This is a genomic window from Lacticaseibacillus hegangensis (assembly GCF_003946465.1).
GTDB classification, from domain to species: domain Bacteria; phylum Bacillota; class Bacilli; order Lactobacillales; family Lactobacillaceae; genus Lacticaseibacillus; species Lacticaseibacillus hegangensis.
This window is the reverse complement of the sequence record NZ_RHOL01000005.1, coordinates 1-21,062: the sequence shown is the minus strand read 5'-3', so window position 1 is coordinate 21,062 and position 21,062 is coordinate 1. Positions and strand designations below refer to the sequence as shown.

The window sequence follows — 21,062 nt, the reverse complement described above, 5'->3', positions numbered from 1 at the left end:
TTTTGGGCAGCCCCTCGGTGGTCCATTTAACTATCTGCGTTCGACGACACTCCCAGCTCCGGTCGCTCTCTGCGCGTGCACAATAGTCTTGATCTCCACCTCATCGGTTTATGGACGTGCTTATTTGAATAGCTCTTATACTAATCACATTCTCATCTTGCGTCAATGGTTTTCACATAATTAATTTGGTCAAACCAGAAAAATTTCCGCTGGCGTTCGCGCAAAAATGTCGCCATTATTTCTGCAGATTCAACGTCACGGTGAAATCGAAAGGATCCGTATACAACCGATACCGCTTCAGTGGCAGCGGGCCACAGCTGTTGCTGCCAAGCGCCTGGACTCGCGCGTCCAGCCGTACTTGATCTGCAGACTGATTGCCAAGCGGCTGACCATCCCCGCCAACGATGTTCAGGTTCAGCGGGTTAAGCCCATCCACATGCAGATTCGGTCCCTGCGCGGTCTCGATCGTCGCCCAGCGCACGTCCATGTGGTTGCCAGATTCTTGCGGGACCACATACGGGAATCCCCACTGGTCGCGGTTGAGCTGATAGTGGCCCAGCGGCGCGACGTCCAAACTATCCGGATAGCTTTCCCCAAGGCCGCGGCCAAACCAGTCAACGGTTTTGATGGTCGTGGTCAGTGGCAATTGATAACCGATGCGTGGCACTTCAGTCGGCTTTTCGCCGTCGAACCAGCCCTTAGTGTGGATCGTCACACCAGCTGCGCTGACCCACAGCGTAACTGCCAGCTCGATGCCCCAGTTGATGGCTGGTGGCGCGATGCGTTGCCGAATTACCAGCATCACCGTGTCATCGTTTTGGGTCAACTGAATGCTTTCACAGCGCGCGAATAGCGTCGCAATCCGTTTCTTTTGCCGCTCCGCCACCACGTTCATATCATTGCTGATTGGCAGACGGTCCAGCGTCAGCGCGATGTCACCAGCCAGCAGCGGCGTCCCGGCCTGTGCGAGTTGCGTGATGTTGCCAGTGCCGCGGTCAACCGTCACGGTAAGCAGCCCGCGCGTGATGGTCACAGCCGCCGGAGTCTGACTCACCGAGATCGGCGCGTCAGGCTGTGCCGGCAACCCTTGATAAGCCACCTGATCAGACGCCAACTGCGCCCCTGCTTCAAACACACCTTGCTGCATCGTTGTCTCAACTCGCAGATCAAGCAGCGCATCTGCGCCAATTGTCTCAGGCAGATTCAGTGCCAGGACTGGACTCAGCGCACCTGGTTTAAGCAGAGGCAATGCCTCCTCGCCGCCTGCCACCTTTTCCCCTGCGACTTCAAGCCACCAACGCAGCACCAAGTCGCGAGTCGTTTGATAATGGTACAAACTTTTAACTACGACATGGTTCTGCGCCACGAAAAACTGGAACGGCTGAATCACATGCTCGTATTCAAGCAGCCCCGGCGACGGCACCCGATCCGGGCGCACCAGCCCGTCGATGCAGAATGTCCCATCGTTGACCGGCTCGCCGAATGCGCCGCCCCAGACGTATTTCGGGCCGTCCGGCGTGGCCTGCTTCAGACCGTGGTCCTTCCACTCCCAGATAAAGCCGCCTTGGACACTTTTGTACAACCGGAAAACATCCTGGTAATCCTGCAGGCTGCCGGCGCCGTTGCCCATCGCGTGGTCGTACTCACAGAGAATGTGCGGCTTCTGATGGTTCAGCTTGACGGCGCGCTTCTCGATGTCTTCGACCGACGTATACATTGTCGAATACATGTCGGCGACCTCCGTCTCCCGGTCGCCTTCGTAGTGGATCAGCCGGCTGGGGTCGAGCGCGCGAATCGCGGCCGCCTCTGCCACGTGGTTTTCGCCGAAGTCGCTTTCGTTGCCCAAAGACCAAATGACGATGCACGGATGGTTGAAGTCGCGGTGCACCATGCGCTCGGCGCGGCTAACAAACTCATCGCGCCAGTACGGATCATTTGTCGGCATTTCAGTGACGTACAAGCCATGGGTCTCGAGGTCGCACTCGTCGATCACCAGAAGCCCCAGCTCATCGCAGACATCGTAAAAATACGGCGTGTTCGGATAGTGGGACGTGCGGATCGCATTGATGCCGGCGCGCTTGATCTGCGTGACCTCACTCAGAATATAGTCCTGCGTGAGGGCGCGGCCGGTTTCCGGATTGAACTCGTGGCGGTTGACACCGTTAAACAGCACCGGCACGCCATTGAGGCAAATCTGGTCGTCGATCATCTCGACCCGGCGCAGGCCAAAACGCATCGGCACGATGGCGCCGGCCGTCTTATCTTCGACGACCAGCGTGTACAGCTTCGGCGTCTCGTCCGTCCACTCGTGCGGATCTGGGATCGTGATCACAGTTTTGCCAGCGGTTAGCGCGGCTTCAGCAATCGGTTCACCGGCAAAATAAACCTGCCATTCAACTGCGCCTTAGCCTCCGCTTGGACCGCCACGTCGATCTGCCACTGGCCCTTTTGGTATTGCGGCGTGATCTGCAGGTCATCCAGACTGCCTTCGTCAATAATAGTCACATCGCGAAAAATCCCGCTCAACCACCACTGGTCCTGATCCTCGAGAAACGAGTACTTGGACCATTTTTCCACCTGGACCGCAATCGTGTTCTCGCCTGACACCAGCAAGTCGGTGACGTCAAACTCCGTCATCAGCCGGCTGCCGTGCCCATCTCCGACCAGCTGGCCGTTGAGCCAGACCTTGAACGTGGAATCGACACCGTCAAAGCGCAGAATTTGACGCGTTAGCTGCGGCTTGAACGTGAAGCGCCGAAAATATAACCCGGTCGGATTTTTCGCTGGGGTCGCCTCTGGGTCCACCGGGATCGGAAAGCTGATATTCGTGTAATTTGGCTTGCCGTATCCCTGCAGCTCCATGTGGCCGGGCACCTTGATTGTTTGCCAGTCCATGGCATCGTAATCGCCGGCTGTAAACGCCTCAGGTACCTCCCGCGGCGATTGTAGGTAGCAGAACTGCCAGGTGCCATTCAGTGAATGCATATAAGGCGATGCGGCCTCTTTGTACGCAAGCGCCGTTGCCAAATCGTTGTAATAGAAGAAGCGTGTGCGTGGTGCCAATTTGCTCATGACCCTACCTCCAACACGTGACCAAGTGATCGTTAATTTGCCCCCAGTATAGCGCAGCGATAAGCCCGCGGTACTCGATGGAACACTTTTTGTTGCGTGCCAAGCTTAAGCCCCCAAACGCCGGGTCTGCGGAGGCCTTTGAAGCGACTAGCGGGGTAGGCGCGTTTTATAATAAAAGTGCAGAATCAGCAATTCTGGTCGATCACGACCCATGTAGCCAAGCAAACTGGTTTTGAAAGGACAAGACTGCCATGCGACTCAACAAATTCCAACCACATTATCAAGTCGAGCTGGCTTTTCTCGGCATGCGCACTGATCCTGCCGGTGTAGAGACCTACTACCCGCTAGAGCCAGGCGACGAGCTATTCGTCGAATGCGGCCCGGGAGGAAACCGGCATAAAGGCGCGTTTGTTCAGTGCACCCGCTACGGCCGCATCCGCGTGTGCAGCCGCAATATCGTGTCGCGCTGCAAGCGGATCTGATGAACCTTCATGCCATTAGGAGTTTTCTTCACCGCATTTAAGTACCTAGACCGCTACTAACAATAGTAAGCGGTCTTTTTTCGCATTTTCAATTTATCCTCGTACCTCATAAATACGAGAATTCAGAGTTGATGCCTCCTACAATATTTTTACCTTCTCACACCAAAAAGAGGATATCTTGTCCGAATATCCGACCAGAAGCTACACTTAGCCCGCTCAGCCCTGGTTTACAGGAAGGAAAGCGCTGTATTATGATATCAAGAAGCATGGAGATATTGGATAGATTGGTTTAGATCACGGGGAGAGCTTTCATCAAAGGGAGGAACGAAAATGGGTATTGCGGATCTATTTAAAACAAAGGAGTTTAAGGCTGAAATTGAGCGCTTGACAGTTGAGAATTCAAGATTACAAGAGATTGCTGACTTAAAACTCAGTGCACAACAAATGAAGCCTAGTGAACTTGCAGCCCTTATTCATGAAAAAGAAGACGAGCTCAGCAAGCTTGAACAAACTCTTTCAGAGCAAAAGGTTCAGGAGCAATCTGAGCTCGGAGAACTTTCTGACTCTAAAGCAAAGTTGCAGTCAGAGATCTCTTCGCTCACCGAACAGATCAATAATCTGAGGAAGGAACTCGGTGACGTTGATGAGCAAGTTGAGATGGCTAGCTATGGCCTGTATAAGCCGCGTTATGACTTTGCTAGTTCATTGGGGTATAAGGATAAATTACAGTCAGTTCGGACCGAACAGAAAAAGATGCTGAGCAACCAAACGGCTTATAATATCACCTTCCCCCTGACGTTCAATAATTCTGCCGCGAAGGGCAAAGCAATTCAAAAAAAGAACGGGAAGCAGCTCGTCCGGTCGTTTAACGTAGAGTGCGAAGCAGCTATCAACAAAGTAACCTATTCAAATATCGATCGTATTGAGTCTCGAATCACAAAGTCATTTGCTCAGCTAAACAAACTAAATGAAGGCAACGGCATTGAACTTTCACCTGATTACCTTGCAAGTAAAAAAGACGAGCTGCATCTTGCGTATGAATATGAGACAAAAAAGCAACAAGAGAAAGAAGCTTTGCGTGAGCAGCGGGAACGGGAACGAGAAGAAGCAAAAGCCCAAAAACAGATTCAAGAAGCTCAAAAACAACTTGAAAAAGATTTAGATCACTATCAAAAGGCCTTGTCAGAGATGACTGAAAAGCTGGCAACTCTGACGAATGAGGAAGAGCGAGCAGGCGTCGAAGCTAGCATTGAGGAACTGCAAAGAAATATTGACAAGGCTGAAGATGAAAAGAAAGACTTGGACTATCGACAACAAAACGCAACTGCTGGATATGTCTACATCATTTCGAATATTGGTTCCTTTGGCCCTGACATCGTCAAAATTGGTGTGACCAGACGCTTGGATCCTATGGAACGGATTGACGAGTTAGGATCGGCCTCTGTCCCATTCAAATTTGATGTCCACGCGCTTATTTTTTCGTATGACGCCTATGCACTAGAGGCGGAACTTCACCAACGATTCGATACACAACGGGTCAATAAGGTAAATAATAGGAAAGAGTATTTTCACGTCTCAATTCAAGAAATCAAAAAGGCTCTGGAGGAATATAAAGATCTTACAGTAGACTTCACCGAGACCCCCGACGCGCCTGAATATCGCGAATCCGTCGCGGCTTCCAAAGCACAATAAGGTGAAAAAAACGCGCGCGATCGTGATCAAACAGTGTAAAAAGGGCAGTGGCCACCTCAGAAGGCAGCCACTGCCTTTACTTGTATTTAGTCTTACTCATCGATCCCCAGGATCTGCCGAATCTCGGCATCGCTCAGCATCGCCTTGTTCTCGGTGCCGCTGAGAATCTGGTCGACCAGGTCGCGCTTTTGGGTTTGCAGCTTGACGATTTGCTCCTCAATCGTGCCCTTCGTGATCAGGCGGTACACATCGACCTGGTGATGCTGACCGATGCGGTGCGCCCGGGCAATGGCCTGGTCCTCGACCGCGGGGTTCCACCACAGGTCGACCAGAATCACCATGTCGGCGGCGGTCAGGTTCAGGCCAGTGCCCCCGGCTTTCAGCGAAATCAGGAAGAACGGCCGCTCACCGGCGTTGAACGCGTCGACCATGGCCAACCGCTTCTTCGGCGGCGTGTCGCCTTCCAGCAGAAAGTCCTTCAGCTTCAGCTCCTGCATCCGCTTCTGGATCTTGGCCAGCATTCCTGTGAACTGGGAAAAAATTAGCACACGCCGACCGTTTTCCGCCGCCTCAGTCAGCAAGTCCTCAAGCTGATCCAGCTTGCCGGAGCCGCCATGGTAGCCGTCAACATACAGCGCCGGCGTGTCGCAGAGCTGGCGCAGTCGGGTCAGCCCGGCCAAAATGGCCAGCTTGTTTTTCACCAGGCCTTGGCTAGACAGCCCGCGCACCTTGACCTGCATCTGTTCGAGTTGGGCCAGGTAAACCGTCTTTTGTGCCTTGGTCATTTCGTTGGTCAGATTGGTTTCGACCAGCGGCGGCAGATCCTTGAGTACGGTCTGCTTTTCGCGGCGCAGGATGAACGGCGCCACCCGCAGCGCGACCTCGTCCGGTGACATTTTCTCGAACACTTTTTTGCTCGGCAGCAGGCCCGGCAGGACCAGCGCAAAAATGGCCCACAGCTCACCCGTACGGTTCTCGATTGGCGTGCCCGAAAGCGCGTAAGTGGCCCGCGGCTTCAGTTTACGCAAACTCTGGTGTGTCTTGGTCGCACTGTTTTTGACAAACTGCGCCTCGTCCAGCACCAGGTAGTTCAGCGGGCGCTTGGCGTACTCGGCGGCGTCGCGCTGGACGCTGTTGTATGAGGCAATCAAGATGTCGAACTCGTTCCCCGCAATCACCGCCGTGCGCTCAGGCTTGGTGCCGTCGACCACAGCCACCTTGAGGTCAGGGGCAAACTTCGCGCACTCGGCCTGCCAGTTGTACAGCAAGGACGCCGGTGCGACGATTAAGTTCGGCTTACCGGCCTGCAGGTGATGCATCAAAAAGGCAATCATTTCCAGGGTTTTGCCTAGGCCCATTTCATCGGCCAAAATGCCGCCGAAGCCGTGCGCATTCAGCATTTCCAGCCACTGCACGCCGGCCTTCTGGTACGGCCGCAGCGTGGCGTTCACGGCCAGCGGATTGTCGCTTTTAAACTGCTCCGGGTGTGTCAGGTCCTGCGCCAAGCGATTGACCTGCGCATCGAAGTCCGCGCTTTTGCCCAGCGCTGCCTGGACCGCCAGCGTCTGCGCGGCCGGCACCTCGACTTTGCCGTGATGCAGCTGACCGTGACGAAGGTTGGCCAGCGCCTTGGCCACACGGCGCAGCGGCTCGTCCAGGATCACCAGCGAGCCGTCTTTGCGCGTCATGTACGGCCGCTCGACGTCGATCTGACTCAGCATCTGGTCCACTTCACCGGATTGAACGCCTTTCATCGAAAATGAAATCGAGAGAAGCCCGTTTTTTTCGCTGACATCAACCTTGGGTGCCAGCGCCTTGCCATCCTGGACCATGGCCGCCAGCGCAGGGCTGACCGTCACCTTGCCGTTTTCGCGGAGGTTCGGCAGCAGCTGCTGGTAAAAGTCGTACATGGTTTCGGCATCCGGCACTGCCAGGCGCCACACCGTTTTGCTCGGCTTGAACCCCAGACTGGTGAGGTAATCGACCGCCTGGCGCTCCTTGACCGTGTCGCGCGGCTGATTCAGCGTGGCCGGCGCCCCGGCGGGGATTTTTTTGCCACCGTAATCAAAACTAAGCGACAGCGTGATCGCATTCAGGTCGCGGTCCAGCGCAAACAGTGGCGTCATCGCCGGCGCGGCCACCAGTTCGGCACCAGACACCTTGCCAATTTTGGCAAACGCGGCCGCCAGTGTGCGGACGGCACCGCCCTCGTCCGGCCTGAAGTTCAGTTTTTGCTGCCAACTCTGGGGGCTGACCGGACTGATTCCGGGGTCAAGCAGCTTGTCCACCAGTGCCAGCTGCGCCTCAGTCAGCTGGTAGCAGTGGTCGTCGCGCACCAGCATGCGGTCGCGGCGCATCACCAGCCCTGCGTCGGCCACCAGCGCGACCTGGAACCCGGCGTGTGTCTGGTTGATCGACATGTTGAACAGCCCTGAGTCCGGGGTGAACGGCGCGATCACCACCTGCGGAAACGAGCGGTCGCGATACGGTTCAAACTTAAAATTGGCCAGCTTTTCAAAGGTCTTCGTCTGCTCGCGCAAGCTGCCCGGCGCTAGGATCAACTCGCGCGCCGCCGCGGCGTTGTTCACATCATGGTCGCGGCTGGTACGGTAGGCCTCAGACATCGAATCCAGCAGCTCGCGCTCAGGCTGGTCGAACGCGTTATGCGCCAGCACGTAACTGGCCTTGCCGTTAGTGTCAAAGCGCGCCTCGGCTTCGTACGCGTCGAAGAAGCGCCACAGATCCGAGACCACGTAAAAATGCCCGCCGCCTTCGCGTGCCGCGATGTGCAGTTCAATGAAAAAGCGCAACTCAGTCTCCCAGTTCTCGGTCTCAACGCTGGCCACGCCCATGGTGACTTGAAGCGCAAGCGGAATCACCGCCGTTTTGCTGGACGGGCCGTGAAACAGCGGCGCTGGTTCAATCGCGCGCTGCTGCAAAAAGCGCTGGCCGCTGGACTGCTTCTCCGGCTTGGCCGGCGCCCATTTGAAGACGGGCTTTTCGATCGGCATGTCGCCTTCTTCAATCACGTCCTCAACGTCTTCGTTCTGATCGCGGAAATAAATCTCGACCGCCGCAATGTGCTTGCAGTAGCCATGGCCGGGAAAATACGGGCAGCTGCAGAAATCCTCGCCAGCGTCCGCACCCAAAATCACCGTGTACGGCTCAGTCCCGTACACGGTCGCCTCGATTTCCTGGCCCTGGTCGACCGCGGTGATCTCCACCTTGCCGGCCCGCACAATTTTCTCGCCGCGCGTCCACATAATACTCGGCATTTTCCGTCTCGCCATGCGATTGCCCCTTTTGTTTCAGTATGTCGATTTTAACATACCCGGCGGCCGGCTGTACGCGGCTTTTGCCTGTCAACTCACACCACTGCCGGCTTTTACTGGTTCGACTGCGGCACCTTTTCGCCGCGGACAATCAGCATCATCGGTGCCCGCGTCCACGACTGATTCGTGGCAATGTCCTCAGCACTGCCGCGCGGCTCTTCCAGTCCGGTAATCGTGAAGCCGTTGTTCAGCAGACTGTTGACGATGGTCGCCAGCGTGTGATGATATTTTGGCACCTTCTGGCCAAGAAAAGTCGTCTCGCGCAGCCCCTCGTCAAAGTAATGATCGACCGGCCAAACCGTCCGGCCATCGTCAGTGGTGACCCACTGTTCATGCCCTTCCGCCGTATACAAGGGGTGCTCGATGGTGAATAGCAGCGTCCCCCTTGGTGTCAGCATGCCGGCGATGCGCGCCATCAGCCCGGGCAAGTCAGCCACATAATGAAACGCCAGCGAGCTGATCACCAAGTCAAAACTGCCGGCCGGGCGCTCAAAGGTTGCAAGGTCGCCAAGCTCGTAAGTAATCGTAGGTTCATCAGTTCGCGCCCGCGCCGCTGCCAGCATGCGCTTTGAGCTGTCGACACCTAGCACGTGGGCTGCCCCATGCGCCGCAATTTCGCGGCACTGCCAGCCGTAGCCACACCCTAAGTCAAGCACACGCCGACCAGCCACATCAGGCAACAGCCGCTTAAAGTCCAACCACTCCCCCGCCGCCTTGAGGCCTTGCCGGCTTCTCGGCATCTGAGCATAGGCCGCAAAGAACTTCGAATCATCATACAGATTTTTCATTTTCCCCTCCCCGGCTACTTTAGTGCGGATGCTTGCTGCTTGTTCACCTGAGCAAGCGCCTTAAGTATAGCATCGCCACTCGCCCGCACCGTCACCCAATTAGTCCATCGGCGCCCGCTCTGACCTTTCGATATCGCCCCCAACTACGTCAGCTCAGCTGCTGGTGAGCCAGACGTCAATTTTCAGTGCTTCAGCAAATCGGTTACGCTTTTTGCGCAATCACGTTTAAGAGGCCGAAGGCAAAAAAAATGAGGCCACATGCCCGATTTTGCCGAAGAGGCACACGACAAATTTTAAAATTGGCGCAAGATGAGGACAGAAACCACGTCACTCAAGGACTCCAGCGACCATACTGAATATGAAAGAAGAAACCATATTCAGCCAAAATGCCCAACACCTCACGAGCCGTGGCTTTCGAGTTTTCCCCGCACCAATTTATAAATTTGTCGTGTGTCTTTTTCGAATTTCCAGCCTCGAGAGCGATTTATTGCGAGCCGATTCAAAAACATCGCGTTTTGAGCCAAAACGTCCCGCGATTGCCAAGGTTTGCATTGACAATGCCTTTGGAGATTTTGAGTTGATTTTGCCTAAGAGGCGAAAGAGACGTCGCTTACAATTTGTGCGCTTAATCAGGTCCAGACCCTTGTCTGCTGCAAACTTACTCCTGCCGCGAACTTGCTCGTTTGTCTGCGCCCTCAGCGGTGATTGCAATTTTGCAAAACAAAAAGTCGAGACGCATTAACGTCTCGACGGTTTTGAATGGTTTAATTTTAGTACCAACCCTGAGCATTTGAATGTGCCAAAGCGTTAGCCCAACTGCCATAACGGGTAGCAACGTACTGATCAGCAGCCTTTTCCTGGTTGGCAGCTGAGTAGTCGCCGTTCAGGTATGAGGAACTGAGTTGGTATTTGCCAATGTATTGACCGTTCTGCGCGGTGTAAGAACCACCGGATTCGCGCTGGGCGATTGCAGCTTTCGCAGCCGCTTCACTGCCGGTCGCAGTGCTACGATACGTCGTGGTTGGCTGTGCAGTCTGCGTCTTTGGTGCGGTGTACTTAGGTGCAGCGTAACGAGGAGCCGTGTACTTCGGTGCCGTGTAAGTCTTAGCCGGTGCAGTCTGTGCTGGCGCCGCCTTTTGAACTGGGGCGGTCTGCGCTGGTGCGGCTTTCTGAACTGGTGCGGCCTGTGCTGGCGCAGCTTGCTGCGTCGTGGCAGCTGGTGCTACTGGTGCTGTCGCCTGAGTCTGCGATGCCACTGGCACACCAGCAAGTTTAAGGACCTGACCCACCATCAAGAGATTGCCATTTTGAATGCCGTTCAAGCTGATCAAAGTCGATTGGCTAACGCCGGTGCTGGCAGCGATGCCTGAAAGTGTATCGCCAGCTTTAACTGTATAGGTAGAAGTCGAAACGGCTTGGGCCTGAACAGCGACGTTCAATGTCAGCGTCTGGCCAACCATGATGACGTTTTTGTCGGCCAGTTTGTTGGCTGCAGCCAGCCTGTCGACATTGGCGTTATTTGCTGCGGCAATCGCAGAAAGTGTGTCACCCGCTTTAACCACGTACTCGCCGGTGGTAGCCGCGCTGACAGAGTTGGTTTGCCCCAACACTACTGCCGTGCCAAGTACTGCTGCCGTTGTAAAGAGCCATGCTAAATGTGAGTTTTTGATAATTATTCACTCCTATGTGTTTGTCCAGTAACGATTCAACAGTGACTGTACTAACGAGTCAAGGTCACAGAGCGAATACAGCAGCATTACAAATTTCGAATCATTTGTATTATTGTAATATTCTGATTTTGTGTGACGAGGCTGTAACAGAAGAAGTCTTACATTAGACATGACTGATACGTTTCTGTAATCACACAAAAAGTTTTTTAGCTTAACTAACGAGGTCATGCCCGACCGAATCACCCCCTCAACCAATTGCCAGCACCAATCGTCTACTTGATTTCGGAAGGAACTGAAGGTTATGAAATACGCACGAACTCACCAAGGACTTCAAATCGGTCGCAAAAACACCAACCAGTCAGCTTTCATGACCAAATTCCATTCTTTGATCTAGGCACATCGGGGCTTTTGGCCATTTAAGCAAAGAGGCTGCTGTGCCATGTCAATATTCTAGAGATTATTTCTTGAGGCCAGACTTTGTGATGCCGCTTATGCCTAAAAGTGCTGCAGATGCAATTCCAATTCCTGCTTGCGCGCCATACGTTCTCAACAGTCTGAGATGTTCAGTACAGAAATAGGAATGACTATTTCTAGTCTCCTTGTGACACCCCGGAACTAGGCAAATTCGTGGCTTCTTCGATTTCTTCATGTTTTTCTACTCCTATCTGCTGACTCACAACATCCCCGATTATTTGAGCTGTACTTTCATTCACAGATTCAACCAATTTTTGGACCTGCCCATCAGCGCCGTGATGACCGTTATCAATCAACCATGCCAGTGAACGTTTATCCTCTGAATCAGTGTCCAAAAACACCTGTTTGATAAAGGAGCGATAGTTGCTTAAAGTTGCTAACAATGAACGCTCCTCACCCAACGCCGTATATGCAGCCAAACTCATCTGCACCGAGAGATTAAGGTACCCAAGTGACTCTTGAAGCAGTTCTTCAACATGCGCTGCCTCCTTTGGCTTAGTCTTGATATCTGACAACGTCTGGGCATCATCACGAAGAGCTAGCATCAGCCTACTGGTCGTCTCAGAAGCCATTGTTACTGCTTGCATTAGCATACGATCGCGCAGTTGCCCGTTGTTAGCAGCCAAGCCTTCTATGATCAACTGCCGAGCGGTGAACACACCAGCAAAACGGTCATTATATTGTCCTTTCTCCACACGTTGAACCGCCCGACTAAGTTCCGCCATTTGGTCACTAACAGCTTGGAGCTGGCCTTGAATGGCTAAAAGCTCTGGTAAGTCCCCGAGTTGGGTGACGACTTTTTTCTCGAGGTCAACAACCCCTCGATCCTTATTCGTAACAGCATCTACTATGACACCATAGAGACTGTCTGAATCTTTGTGGACACCCAGTTTCCACTCGCCGGTATCTAATTTGTTCTGCGTAAATGCAGAAAACTTAGCAACATACTCAGTCTTACCATTACCTAAATTGCGGACGATGTCACGTCCCACCATTGCTTGAGTTATGGTCTGCTCAAGGGATGATGCTAGCTGAGCGGAGGCGGTCTCCTGCAGTTTCTTTCCAAGTGAGTTATCTAAAGAATATCCGTAAAGGCCCAAATCGGTAACGTCGAACTGAAGCTGATCTTTTGTAGGCAAAACAACTCCAAATGAACCCAATGAAGATTTCCCCCTATCGTCTTAAAAACATACTTGTATAGTGCAGCGCTAACCATTCACATCAAATGAATAGTAGAGCTCCTTTATTCGTTCTGCCATCAACTGACGACGTTCTCTCAAGAAGTCGTCATAGCTTGTATAATCCATATCCTTAAGACTTTCAGGAATTGCATTGGCCTCAAAGTTCTCAGCTGTGGCAAATTGAGTCACTTCTTGAGTATGTAAATAACTCACGGGAGCCTGGTCAGATATTTGAAGATTTCTCGGCTGTGACAAGAAGACAAAATTGGCGATTTGATTGTATTGATCCTGCCGGAACCCATGCTTTCTGAGATAAGCACGCGGGAAAATATGATGAATGTTTCCTTCCTCCGTCACGGCATCAACCACCTTCAGGTTATCTTCCAACCAGAGTGGACTGTTTGACTTTGCCTGTGCCATTAAGAACGCACGCCATAAATTCGAAGCCGAACTGGAAGTGTTGAGCTTTTGCGGTAATGTGGTTGACCAAAAACCATCGTACAGTTGAATCTTTTCTTGTCTTGCCAGGACACTCAGCGGATCCTCAGATCTGAATTGTTTAATATCGATTTCACTCTGACTTTCTGCTGCACCACTGTACCGCTGCGTTAAAATCGACATCAATAACCAGCGACGAACAATATTTTCAATTTGCGAATGAGAAAAATCTTTACTGTATTCATTTTTTAGGAGCAAATAAAGCGCGTAACTAAAGTTTAGTGCGCCAGTACCCTGGAACTTCACCTTACTGTGGCTAATCATCCCCATGCCCCGCAGAATCATCATGAAACGCTGGAAATTGCTCTTGTCAGTGACCTGCTGAATCCCGTCAGCCAACAAATCATAGGTGTGGTCCATCGCCTCCTGGGTATACTGCTTAGTCGCAAAGTCACGACCCGATACCAGACTGATTAAATCTGCATGTTTCCCACGGGCAAATTTAAAGTTGAGGATGACATGAAAGATGTCGCCAAATTCAGGTTGGTAAAGATCAGTATGCTCGTCTGCAGCCCAAGCTATCCATTTGTAATATTCGGAGTTCGAAAACTTACTGTCATTGTCGCGTATGTCTGCAATAGCTGCCGGATCTCGCATTAATCTGCTAAAATACTCGACAACCTTTCTTAACATATCACCGTGGTGGAAATCGTCAGAGGAAAGCTTAGACATAATAAAATCAGCCGAGGAGAGCACCGTTCCCTTTGAATTAATACGATTGAATATCTCGGTTACTGCATCCATGTCCAGATGTTCAGACAGCTGAATATTCCCGATTTCATTACTTGTCAAATTTCGCAGATGCTGAATCGCAGGCGCAACCGAATCTGGATCAAGTCCGTTTTTCGCAGCAAACTTGGTGATGAAAGTAAAATCGCTATAGCCATCTGTAAATAACTGAGCAATATCATCAATCCAAGTCGGATCTTTTGCAATTGCCGGGGTTCTGGTTGCAAATATTTCTTTTTGAGGATTAAAAGCGATACGAATTCGTTTCTTCACGAACCGCCTATCCATCACTTTTTCACCAGCAATCGCCGCCGTTAAAGCCGTGACCCGCTGTTGGCCATCAATCATGAGCGTTTTGCCATGAGCAATACCGCCATCTTTAAGTCGGATATCTGGGTTGTTCCACGTAATGATGTAGCCAATTGGGTAGCCTCGGTATAGTGAGTCGATCAGGTCACGAACTTTGTATGACTGCCAAACAAAAGGCCGCTGCATTTCAGGAAGCCCAATTTTGCCCTCACTAATCCAACTAATCAGGTCACCAATCTTATTGTTCTGCACGTGATATTTTAATGTTTCAAACGAAGCCATTCGATACCTCCAAAAGGGGCTAAGCCGACAATAAACTTAAATTTCTAGAACGACTAGCCTAAACCAAATGCCTTAAATGCTGCCTCTTCCACGGTTTGGTAAGTGACCCAAGTAAATGCTCCAAATAGATCAGCCGGCACCTCGCTCATCTGTGACATCGCAGAGGACGGCAGCAGCACACTCTTCGCCCCGCTATCCTTGGCAACCTGCAAGGTATCAGCAAGGTTCGTAATCTTGTCGATTGACCCACCGACAGTCATATCGCCAAGCACAACCATGCTATCAAGTGTGGACCGACCGACCGAAATTGAAATCAGTGAGATGTATGTGGCCAATGCCATATGTTCACTAATTCCATTGCCGTTAAGGTTAGATATCTGGACAACGTAATTATGTTTCTTGGGCATGATACGCTGGTCAATATCTGCATAATGGCTTTCCAAGCGCCGCATGGCAGTATCCATACCTTCACGCGTGCCTCGGTTGTATCCAACCCCCGCTTTTTCCAGCTTGCCCTTGCCCGGCATTTGTTGGGACTCTAGCTTGAACAAGCTGAGTCGGCCAGAGTCATCATACTGAATCGTGTAGACATAGCCCGGTTTCTCAGTACCTGATGGAATCAGCGTGGCCGATCCCTGTTCTGGTACCGTGACAAACTTCTCCTCGCCTGATTCGCGGTCAATGTACGAGAAGTTCACGTCGTAGAATTCCATCCCGCCAATCTTTTTAAGCTGTTCTTTAACGCGCCGGCGCATTTCCAGTGCAAATTGAAGCACTTCCTCCAACTCATCTTTGGTGAATTTGCCATCGGGAAAAAGAAGCTTAATCATCCCTGATACAGTCTTACGCACCGCAATCGTGTCTCGTTGATTGAGCTGAGCACCAAGAGTGAAGTATTCCTCGATCACATCCCCGTACCCAGTCTTGCGCAGCTCACGCATGACTTCAGCCATATAATCTGTGATCAATCCGTAGCCTTTGGTGAAAAAGGCTGGCTTATACTTAGGAATCTCCCAACCAGGCAGGTAGGCATGAATACGATCCAAAAAAGCCGTATCAGTGCCCATCTCGGGAGGAAAGGGTTCGAATAGGTTGGACGTCCTCAGTAAAACGTCCACACTTTGATTGATGTTGCCAACAAAAACCATCCCGGCAGATGCCTGAACTTCTGTTCGCCCGCGGACAAATGAACCCGATGCCATATAATCCTTCATAATCTGAATACCGTCTTGATCCTTGAAGTTGATCCCGGCGACTTCATCAAACGCGACGACATCCCACATGCCGACCAAGCCGACCTCATGACGGGCCATGTTGTAGAATAGATTAGCAACCGTGGTCTGACCACCTGAAACAAGAATCGTGTTCGGCGACAACTCTTTGTACACATGGGACTTGCCAGTGCCACGCGGCCCCAATTCAACCAGGTTGTAGTTGTTCTCAACAAAAGGAATCAAACGCGCAATCAGCAATAATTTGACACGTTTATCAAACTGATCCGGCTCCATCCCAATAGTTCGCAACAGCAAATCCAGCCACTCATCGGTGGTGAAATGCTGCCGTGCATCTTTGATCTCTTGCATATCAATCGACGGCACCTGTACAGGAGTCAGCGAATCTATGACAAAATGGTCCTCGCTCTCGTGGTCGTAACTGAGGCGCACGATTGACCAAATGCCGCCAATAAGTAAGCGTTCATACTGTTTGGGATATTGCTCATCAACTGGTACCCCTTCAAGATTTAAATTACTAAAGCTAGCCTCATACCGATCCAGCTTTTCATTTAGCTTAACCGTAACGGTATCAATCACGGTGTAGGACCCGTTTTCACGGATCTTAGACTTCACCTTCTCGGCTTCGTCCTGACGCACATAATTATTGGCAAGCGTCTTTTTAACGTTTTCCACGCCCCGCTCAATCGTGACTGGGTCTGAACCGTTGGCATACTGACCAAGCAAAAATTCCAGTACATAAGTCGGCACATTTGCGCCTTCCTTAATCCGAGCAGTCAGATCCTTACGAACGAAACGGCCCGGCAGATATTCCTCCAGTTTTTCCAGCAGCGCTTTCTGATCAGTTTGCTTTTCTTCATCAGATGTCAAAACCGAACCCTCCTTGGATTACTATGTCCATTTGATAATCCGATGAATACTCAACATCGGTCTCGTCATTATGCAGGATCAAGTGGTAGGTCTGCCCGTTTTCAAAAGTCTGCTCCGTGAGCGTTAAGCGAATATTCTTAATTCGGGCAGTTGGATCTTGATTCGCAATATCAGCGACAAATGGTGTGACGCCGGAGATCTTACGGTGCTGATCATCGGCAAAGTAAATCGAATAATGTGCCAGTGTGTTGACATCGCTGATCGCCTCATCCTGCATGACTCTGACAGTCATCTGGCGAGAGGTGATACGGCGACTAGACGTCACATCGTGAATCTTGGCGCTCACAGCTTGAGAACGTCCTTTACGAAGTTTGATGTTAACCACTGGCACCAGCATTTCTTGCGCCGAAGCGCCACCATGAACATAGTTCTGACTTGCACCAGGGGCCCTGAAAATGTTGAAGTTAGTCGGATAGTTAACATAAGTTGGATCATCATTTCCCAACAGGTCACCAAGGCGTTGGTACCCTACCCCGGTTAATTCGATCGGCCGTTGACTGAAGGCGTACCTTTGCTCTTTCTTATCAGTCTCAAAATTGCTGATATCAGTCTTGTTGGCCTCATCGATCGGCGCCCAACGGTAAATGAAGCCGTGATCAGCCGTGACTAGGATGTTACTTACACTAAGATTTCGCAGATATTCAATAGTTCGACTTAACGTGTCAATCGTGTGATCAACCGCTTTGAACACACTACTCTCTGTCTTGGCACTTTCCCCAGTGACATCAATTTCGTTGTGATAGAGGTAGACAATTTGTTGACCCGTGAGCAGTGCCTTCCGTTCTTCCGTATTCATATTCAGAAACTTGGAAACCTGGATGGCTTGACTGGCGGGATTTTCTGCCTGCAGAACTTCTCGACGCTTGTCCACATTATCAACGTTCTGGCCATCAACGGTCACATTTTTTTCACCATGATACGCAAGGTGATGATTTGGCAGCAACGCCGCCATCCCAAAGTAAGTCACAGAGGGCAAGCCCGTAACCATCCAGTCCATCTTGGTTTCAAACTTATCTTGCCGATCTAACTTAGCCTGCAGCTCCTTAGCTGCTTCGAAGCGGAAGGCATCCGAAATAATCACCACAGTTCGTTGCTGTTCCGAAGTGACAAAGTTGGAATAAAAGCGGCGCTGTTGGTGAGAAGGTACGATGGCCTGCGGAGAATACACCTGATTCCAGGAACTAACCGAATGAGCAAGGTAATCATTTAGATAGGAATTCTCGACCTTGGAACGCAACCCTTCAACCAGTTCAATCTGATCAGGGTCAACATTCATTAGGCTGACCACAAATTCACGGTACGTTGTGTCGATCCGATAATCATGGGAGGTGTAGTCGTCAATCATGTCGTCTAGGTTTTCAGCGTTCCCTTTGACGTGAAAACCCAGTAACGTGACTGCCGCCAACTCAATCTGATAAAGCCTATCGTACTTCTCGTGATAAGCCATCTTACCTCGAAGGTTAATCGCCTCTTTAAGCGTCATGTCCCCAACCCGAACTGCGATATCGTCATCTAGCAAACGAGCTGTCATCCACTGAACAATCATGATGTCGATCTGAGGAAAAGCGTCAATCTTAATTAGCTGTGAGATATCCAGCCGTTTGAATTGACTCTCAGCATGAACGAATTGCCAGACGTCCGTAGCAATTCTGAAAAGGTCCGCCTTGACATCAATCATATTGCGACTATTTTGCACAAAAGAAATGGCGTTATTCACCATGCCCAGTTGATAATCAGCAAAAGAGGTAGGCAAATCAAGCTGGGCTTCATCAAAAGCAAAGTTCAGCAGAATGGCTGTCATTAATCCCCGCAGCGTTGGTTTTGTCTTTGTGTAACCATATGCTTGCACAACGAAGCTCCAGAATGTTTCTAGCAATCCATACTTTGCAAACAACTGCAGAATAGCATTATCATCATCCAATGAGCCATTATGCAGTACAGCACGCAGGACAGCGTTAAGTCTCACTTCGTCAGCCTTTGATAAGACGGCTAGCACCGTCATGCCTGGGTCAATGCCTGGCCGATACAGCCTCTGAAATTTTTCCTTGCGTTCCCTGCTGCCAAAAAATTGTGCATGGCTTTCTAACCAAGCCTTCTGTTCAGACGGCAAGCCCAACTCGTTGATGAGCATCAAAGTGGCATCGGCGGTATAAGTTTTGGAAAAGCGAATAAAATCAGCCAGGAAATTCAGCTTTAATTCAGGCATTGGCGCTGGTGAATAAACGAGCGCGCTCTCACCGCTCTTCTGAAGCTCCAGAAGCTTTAGTTTTGTCTTAAACTGCTCATCCGGCGCCATCCGAATGATGGGCTGATCAAGCCGCTGTTGTAAATCATCGATGTTGTCTGAAAAGCTTGCTTGATCGTCATACCAGAAGACAAAATGGTTGCTGGGTGTGAACATCCCCTTAAGCGCTTCCGTGACCTGGTCAAGATTCAAATCTGCCATTCCCGAGTTATCCCCATTCTTCTTTGAAACTGCCGATTATTTACTACTCCTAGTATACCCAAGGGAGAACTTTGTTACTACATTCGTCTTCGATTAACGAGCTAACCAAGCGAACTTTGGGAAGATTCCAGGGAGCCCGATTGCATACTGGGCTAGTTCAAATTTGATACATGACTTTGAAAATGGAACACCTATGGGAGAGCTGGTTGATCCAAGACAAGGCTTGGCCACAGCAGATAACAATCGGTTTCTGCGACAGTGGTTCGAAGTTAGTATAGGCAGTATCAATTTTAATGCCACATCTGGTAAAGATGCTTATCAATCTGGATTAAAGTGGTTCCCTTATAATAAAGGCGGTGCTTACCGTAAGTGGTATGGCAACTATGATTATGTTGTCAATTGGGAACGCGATGGTTACGAGATAAAACACTTCACCGATAACCGAGGAAAAGTAAGATCGCGTCCTCAGAACACAGATTATTACTTTCGTGAAGCGATTACCTGGTCTGACGTAACCAGCGGAATCTTTAGTATGAGGTGGAGAGACTCTGGAAGCATCTTTGATTCCGTCGGGATGGAGGCATTCTCCAAGGATAAAAGTTGTGCTGATTTAAAGTATGCAATGGGTCTCATGAACTCGAAGGTCGGCAATTATGTTCTGAAGATGCTTAATCCAACTATCCATACTCGCGGTGGTATCAACAATATTCCTGTATTAATCGATCTAAATATTGACTCTACGGTTATAGATTCATGTATTAGACTATCAAAGGCAGATTGGGACAACTATGAGATATCTTCAAATTTTCGTCAACATTCTTTAATTACTTTCGCTGAGCATCCACTCTCACATCCGCAAAAAATCGCGCATTATGGTCCTTATGTGCCAAATTTGCGCCAACTTTTAGAAAAAGATGAATGGAGAGTGGAAATCAATGGTTAGTTATCGAAAGCGTGGAGAAGTATGGCAGTATGAGATTTCGTATAAGGACAATGACGGCCAGTATAAGAAACTGCGTCGTTCTGGCTTTCGTCTAAAAAGCGATGCAGAATTGGCAGCCAGCAAAGTTCGGACCGACTTCGTAGATGTTCGACAATACCGTAATGCGGAGTTATCTCTGGCAGATTTCTTCGAACGCTGGCTCAACCTGTACAAAGCAGGCTCGGTGAGCGACATTACATTAAGAAAATACACTAATACCTTAGAACATATTCGCCAGATCTTCGGAGACATCAAGCTTAAAGATCTCAACCGTTCCCTATACCAAGATCGCATTAATCATTTTGCACAGACTCACGCAGTTCGCACCGTCTCAACATTTCATAAGCAAATTAGAGCAGCCTTGTTGGATGCGCTAGACGAGCACGTGATCATCTTTGACCCCACCCGCAAGACAGTCATCACCGGGAAATCCGTTAAGCCTAGGAGAAAAGCACTCGATTACGAGGACTGGCAAAAGTTAATCCATAATCTGGATCCAACAGATCAAGACGATCTGATTATCTACGTCGCGGCTGTGACAGGAATGCGCTACGCCGAAATTCTCGGCCTCACACCCGATGACCTTGATTTGTCTACGGGGCTACTGCGGATCAACAAAACGTGGGACTATAAATATCGTACAGGATTCAAAAAGACCAAAAATCGAGCCTCAATCCGGACTATACCCTTGGATTCGAAAACAATAGGACGACTCAATGAATATATTCTAGATCACGAAATAGCTCAGAATACCCCAGTGTTCTTAACAGATGGTGTCGCACCGGTCTCTGCTCAAATTAATAAGGTTCTAACCGAGAAATTAAACAAACTAGGGCTCCCCAGAATCACCTTTCACGGTCTAAGACATACTCACGCCTCAGTTCTGGGATCTAGAATTTTTGGTGTTGATACTAATAACGCCAGAGATTCTAGATCCATCTTTGTATAACAAAAGAACACCTA

The 21,062-nt window shown here is 50.4% G+C and carries 13 protein-coding genes; 4 read left to right on the top strand and 9 right to left on the bottom strand.

Annotated features, from left to right (window positions below):
* Positions 1-235 precede the first annotated feature (235 nt).
* Both EKM86_RS01890 and EKM86_RS01885 read right to left on the bottom strand, forming a co-directional pair.
* A complete protein-coding gene (locus EKM86_RS01890) occupies positions 236-2,332 on the bottom strand; it encodes a glycoside hydrolase family 2 TIM barrel-domain containing protein (protein WP_125754823.1) in 2,097 nt (698 codons plus the stop codon).
* A gap of 14 nt (positions 2,333-2,346) precedes the next feature.
* Positions 2,347-3,072: a sugar-binding domain-containing protein gene (locus tag EKM86_RS01885; protein ID WP_125754822.1), complete on the bottom strand. Its 726-nt coding sequence runs from the start codon at positions 3,070-3,072 to the stop codon at positions 2,347-2,349.
* Between the two features lie 251 nt (positions 3,073-3,323).
* Between EKM86_RS01885 and EKM86_RS01880 the strand changes: the two genes are divergently transcribed.
* Both EKM86_RS01880 and EKM86_RS01875 read left to right on the top strand, forming a co-directional pair.
* A complete protein-coding gene (locus EKM86_RS01880) occupies positions 3,324-3,554 on the top strand; it encodes a hypothetical protein (RefSeq protein ID WP_125754821.1) in 231 nt (76 codons plus the stop codon).
* 330 nt (positions 3,555-3,884) lie between these two features.
* On the top strand, positions 3,885-5,246 hold the full coding sequence (locus EKM86_RS01875) for a DUF4041 domain-containing protein (RefSeq protein ID WP_125754820.1): 1,362 nt from the start codon (positions 3,885-3,887) through the stop codon (positions 5,244-5,246).
* 92 nt (positions 5,247-5,338) lie between these two features.
* Here EKM86_RS01875 and EKM86_RS01870 read toward each other — a convergent pair whose 3' ends face one another.
* The 7 genes from EKM86_RS01870 to pglZ form a co-directional block, all read right to left on the bottom strand.
* Positions 5,339-8,536, bottom strand: coding sequence for a DEAD/DEAH box helicase (locus tag EKM86_RS01870; protein ID WP_125754819.1), 3,198 nt, complete (start codon positions 8,534-8,536; stop codon positions 5,339-5,341).
* 95 nt (positions 8,537-8,631) lie between these two features.
* A complete protein-coding gene (locus tag EKM86_RS01865; protein WP_125754818.1) occupies positions 8,632-9,366 on the bottom strand; it encodes a class I SAM-dependent methyltransferase in 735 nt (244 codons plus the stop codon).
* Between the two features lie 770 nt (positions 9,367-10,136).
* On the bottom strand, positions 10,137-10,973 hold the full coding sequence (gene apf / locus EKM86_RS01860; protein ID WP_379909894.1) for an aggregation-promoting factor: 837 nt from the start codon (positions 10,971-10,973) through the stop codon (positions 10,137-10,139).
* A gap of 653 nt (positions 10,974-11,626) precedes the next feature.
* Positions 11,627-12,670 (bottom strand): hypothetical protein, encoded by a 1,044-nt coding sequence (locus EKM86_RS01855; RefSeq protein ID WP_125754816.1) that lies wholly within the window; start codon positions 12,668-12,670, stop codon positions 11,627-11,629.
* A gap of 48 nt (positions 12,671-12,718) precedes the next feature.
* Entirely contained in the window at positions 12,719-14,509 is a 1,791-nt protein-coding gene (locus tag EKM86_RS01850; protein WP_125754815.1) for a GmrSD restriction endonuclease domain-containing protein, read from the bottom strand.
* 53 nt (positions 14,510-14,562) lie between these two features.
* On the bottom strand, positions 14,563-16,611 hold the full coding sequence (brxL, locus tag EKM86_RS01845) for a protease Lon-related BREX system protein BrxL (protein WP_125754814.1): 2,049 nt from the start codon (positions 16,609-16,611) through the stop codon (positions 14,563-14,565).
* A complete protein-coding gene (gene pglZ / locus EKM86_RS01840; protein ID WP_125754813.1) occupies positions 16,601-19,117 on the bottom strand; it encodes a BREX-1 system phosphatase PglZ type A in 2,517 nt (838 codons plus the stop codon). The genes brxL and pglZ overlap by 11 nt, the downstream gene beginning before the upstream one ends.
* 193 nt (positions 19,118-19,310) lie before the next feature.
* On the opposite strand from pglZ, the gene EKM86_RS01835 reads away from it, so the two are divergent.
* Both EKM86_RS01835 and EKM86_RS01830 read left to right on the top strand, forming a co-directional pair.
* Entirely contained in the window at positions 19,311-20,060 is a 750-nt protein-coding gene (locus EKM86_RS01835; protein WP_125754812.1) for a hypothetical protein, read from the top strand.
* On the top strand, positions 20,032-21,048 hold the full coding sequence (locus tag EKM86_RS01830) for a tyrosine-type recombinase/integrase (RefSeq protein ID WP_225419334.1): 1,017 nt from the start codon (positions 20,032-20,034) through the stop codon (positions 21,046-21,048). The genes EKM86_RS01835 and EKM86_RS01830 overlap by 29 nt, the downstream gene beginning before the upstream one ends.
* The last annotated feature ends 14 nt before the right edge of the window (positions 21,049-21,062 follow it).

Excerpts from the sequence above, each read along its gene's own strand:
- EKM86_RS01880 (WP_125754821.1), top strand. The coding sequence starts at position 3,324 with ATGCGACTCAACAAATTCCAACCACATTATCAAGTCGAGCTGGCTTTT.
- EKM86_RS01865 (WP_125754818.1), bottom strand. The coding sequence starts at position 9,366 with ATGAAAAATCTGTATGATGATTCGAAGTTCTTTGCGGCCTATGCTCAG.
- EKM86_RS01850 (WP_125754815.1), bottom strand. The coding sequence starts at position 14,509 with ATGGCTTCGTTTGAAACATTAAAATATCACGTGCAGAACAATAAGATT.
- EKM86_RS01870 (WP_125754819.1), bottom strand. The coding sequence starts at position 8,536 with ATGGCGAGACGGAAAATGCCGAGTATTATGTGGACGCGCGGCGAGAAA.
- EKM86_RS01835 (WP_125754812.1), top strand. The coding sequence starts at position 19,311 with ATGGGAGAGCTGGTTGATCCAAGACAAGGCTTGGCCACAGCAGATAAC.
- EKM86_RS01875 (WP_125754820.1), top strand. The coding sequence starts at position 3,885 with ATGGGTATTGCGGATCTATTTAAAACAAAGGAGTTTAAGGCTGAAATT.
- pglZ (WP_125754813.1), bottom strand. The coding sequence starts at position 19,117 with ATGGCAGATTTGAATCTTGACCAGGTCACGGAAGCGCTTAAGGGGATG.
- EKM86_RS01830 (WP_225419334.1), top strand. The coding sequence starts at position 20,032 with ATGAATGGAGAGTGGAAATCAATGGTTAGTTATCGAAAGCGTGGAGAA.
- EKM86_RS01885 (WP_125754822.1), bottom strand. The coding sequence starts at position 3,072 with ATGAGCAAATTGGCACCACGCACACGCTTCTTCTATTACAACGATTTG.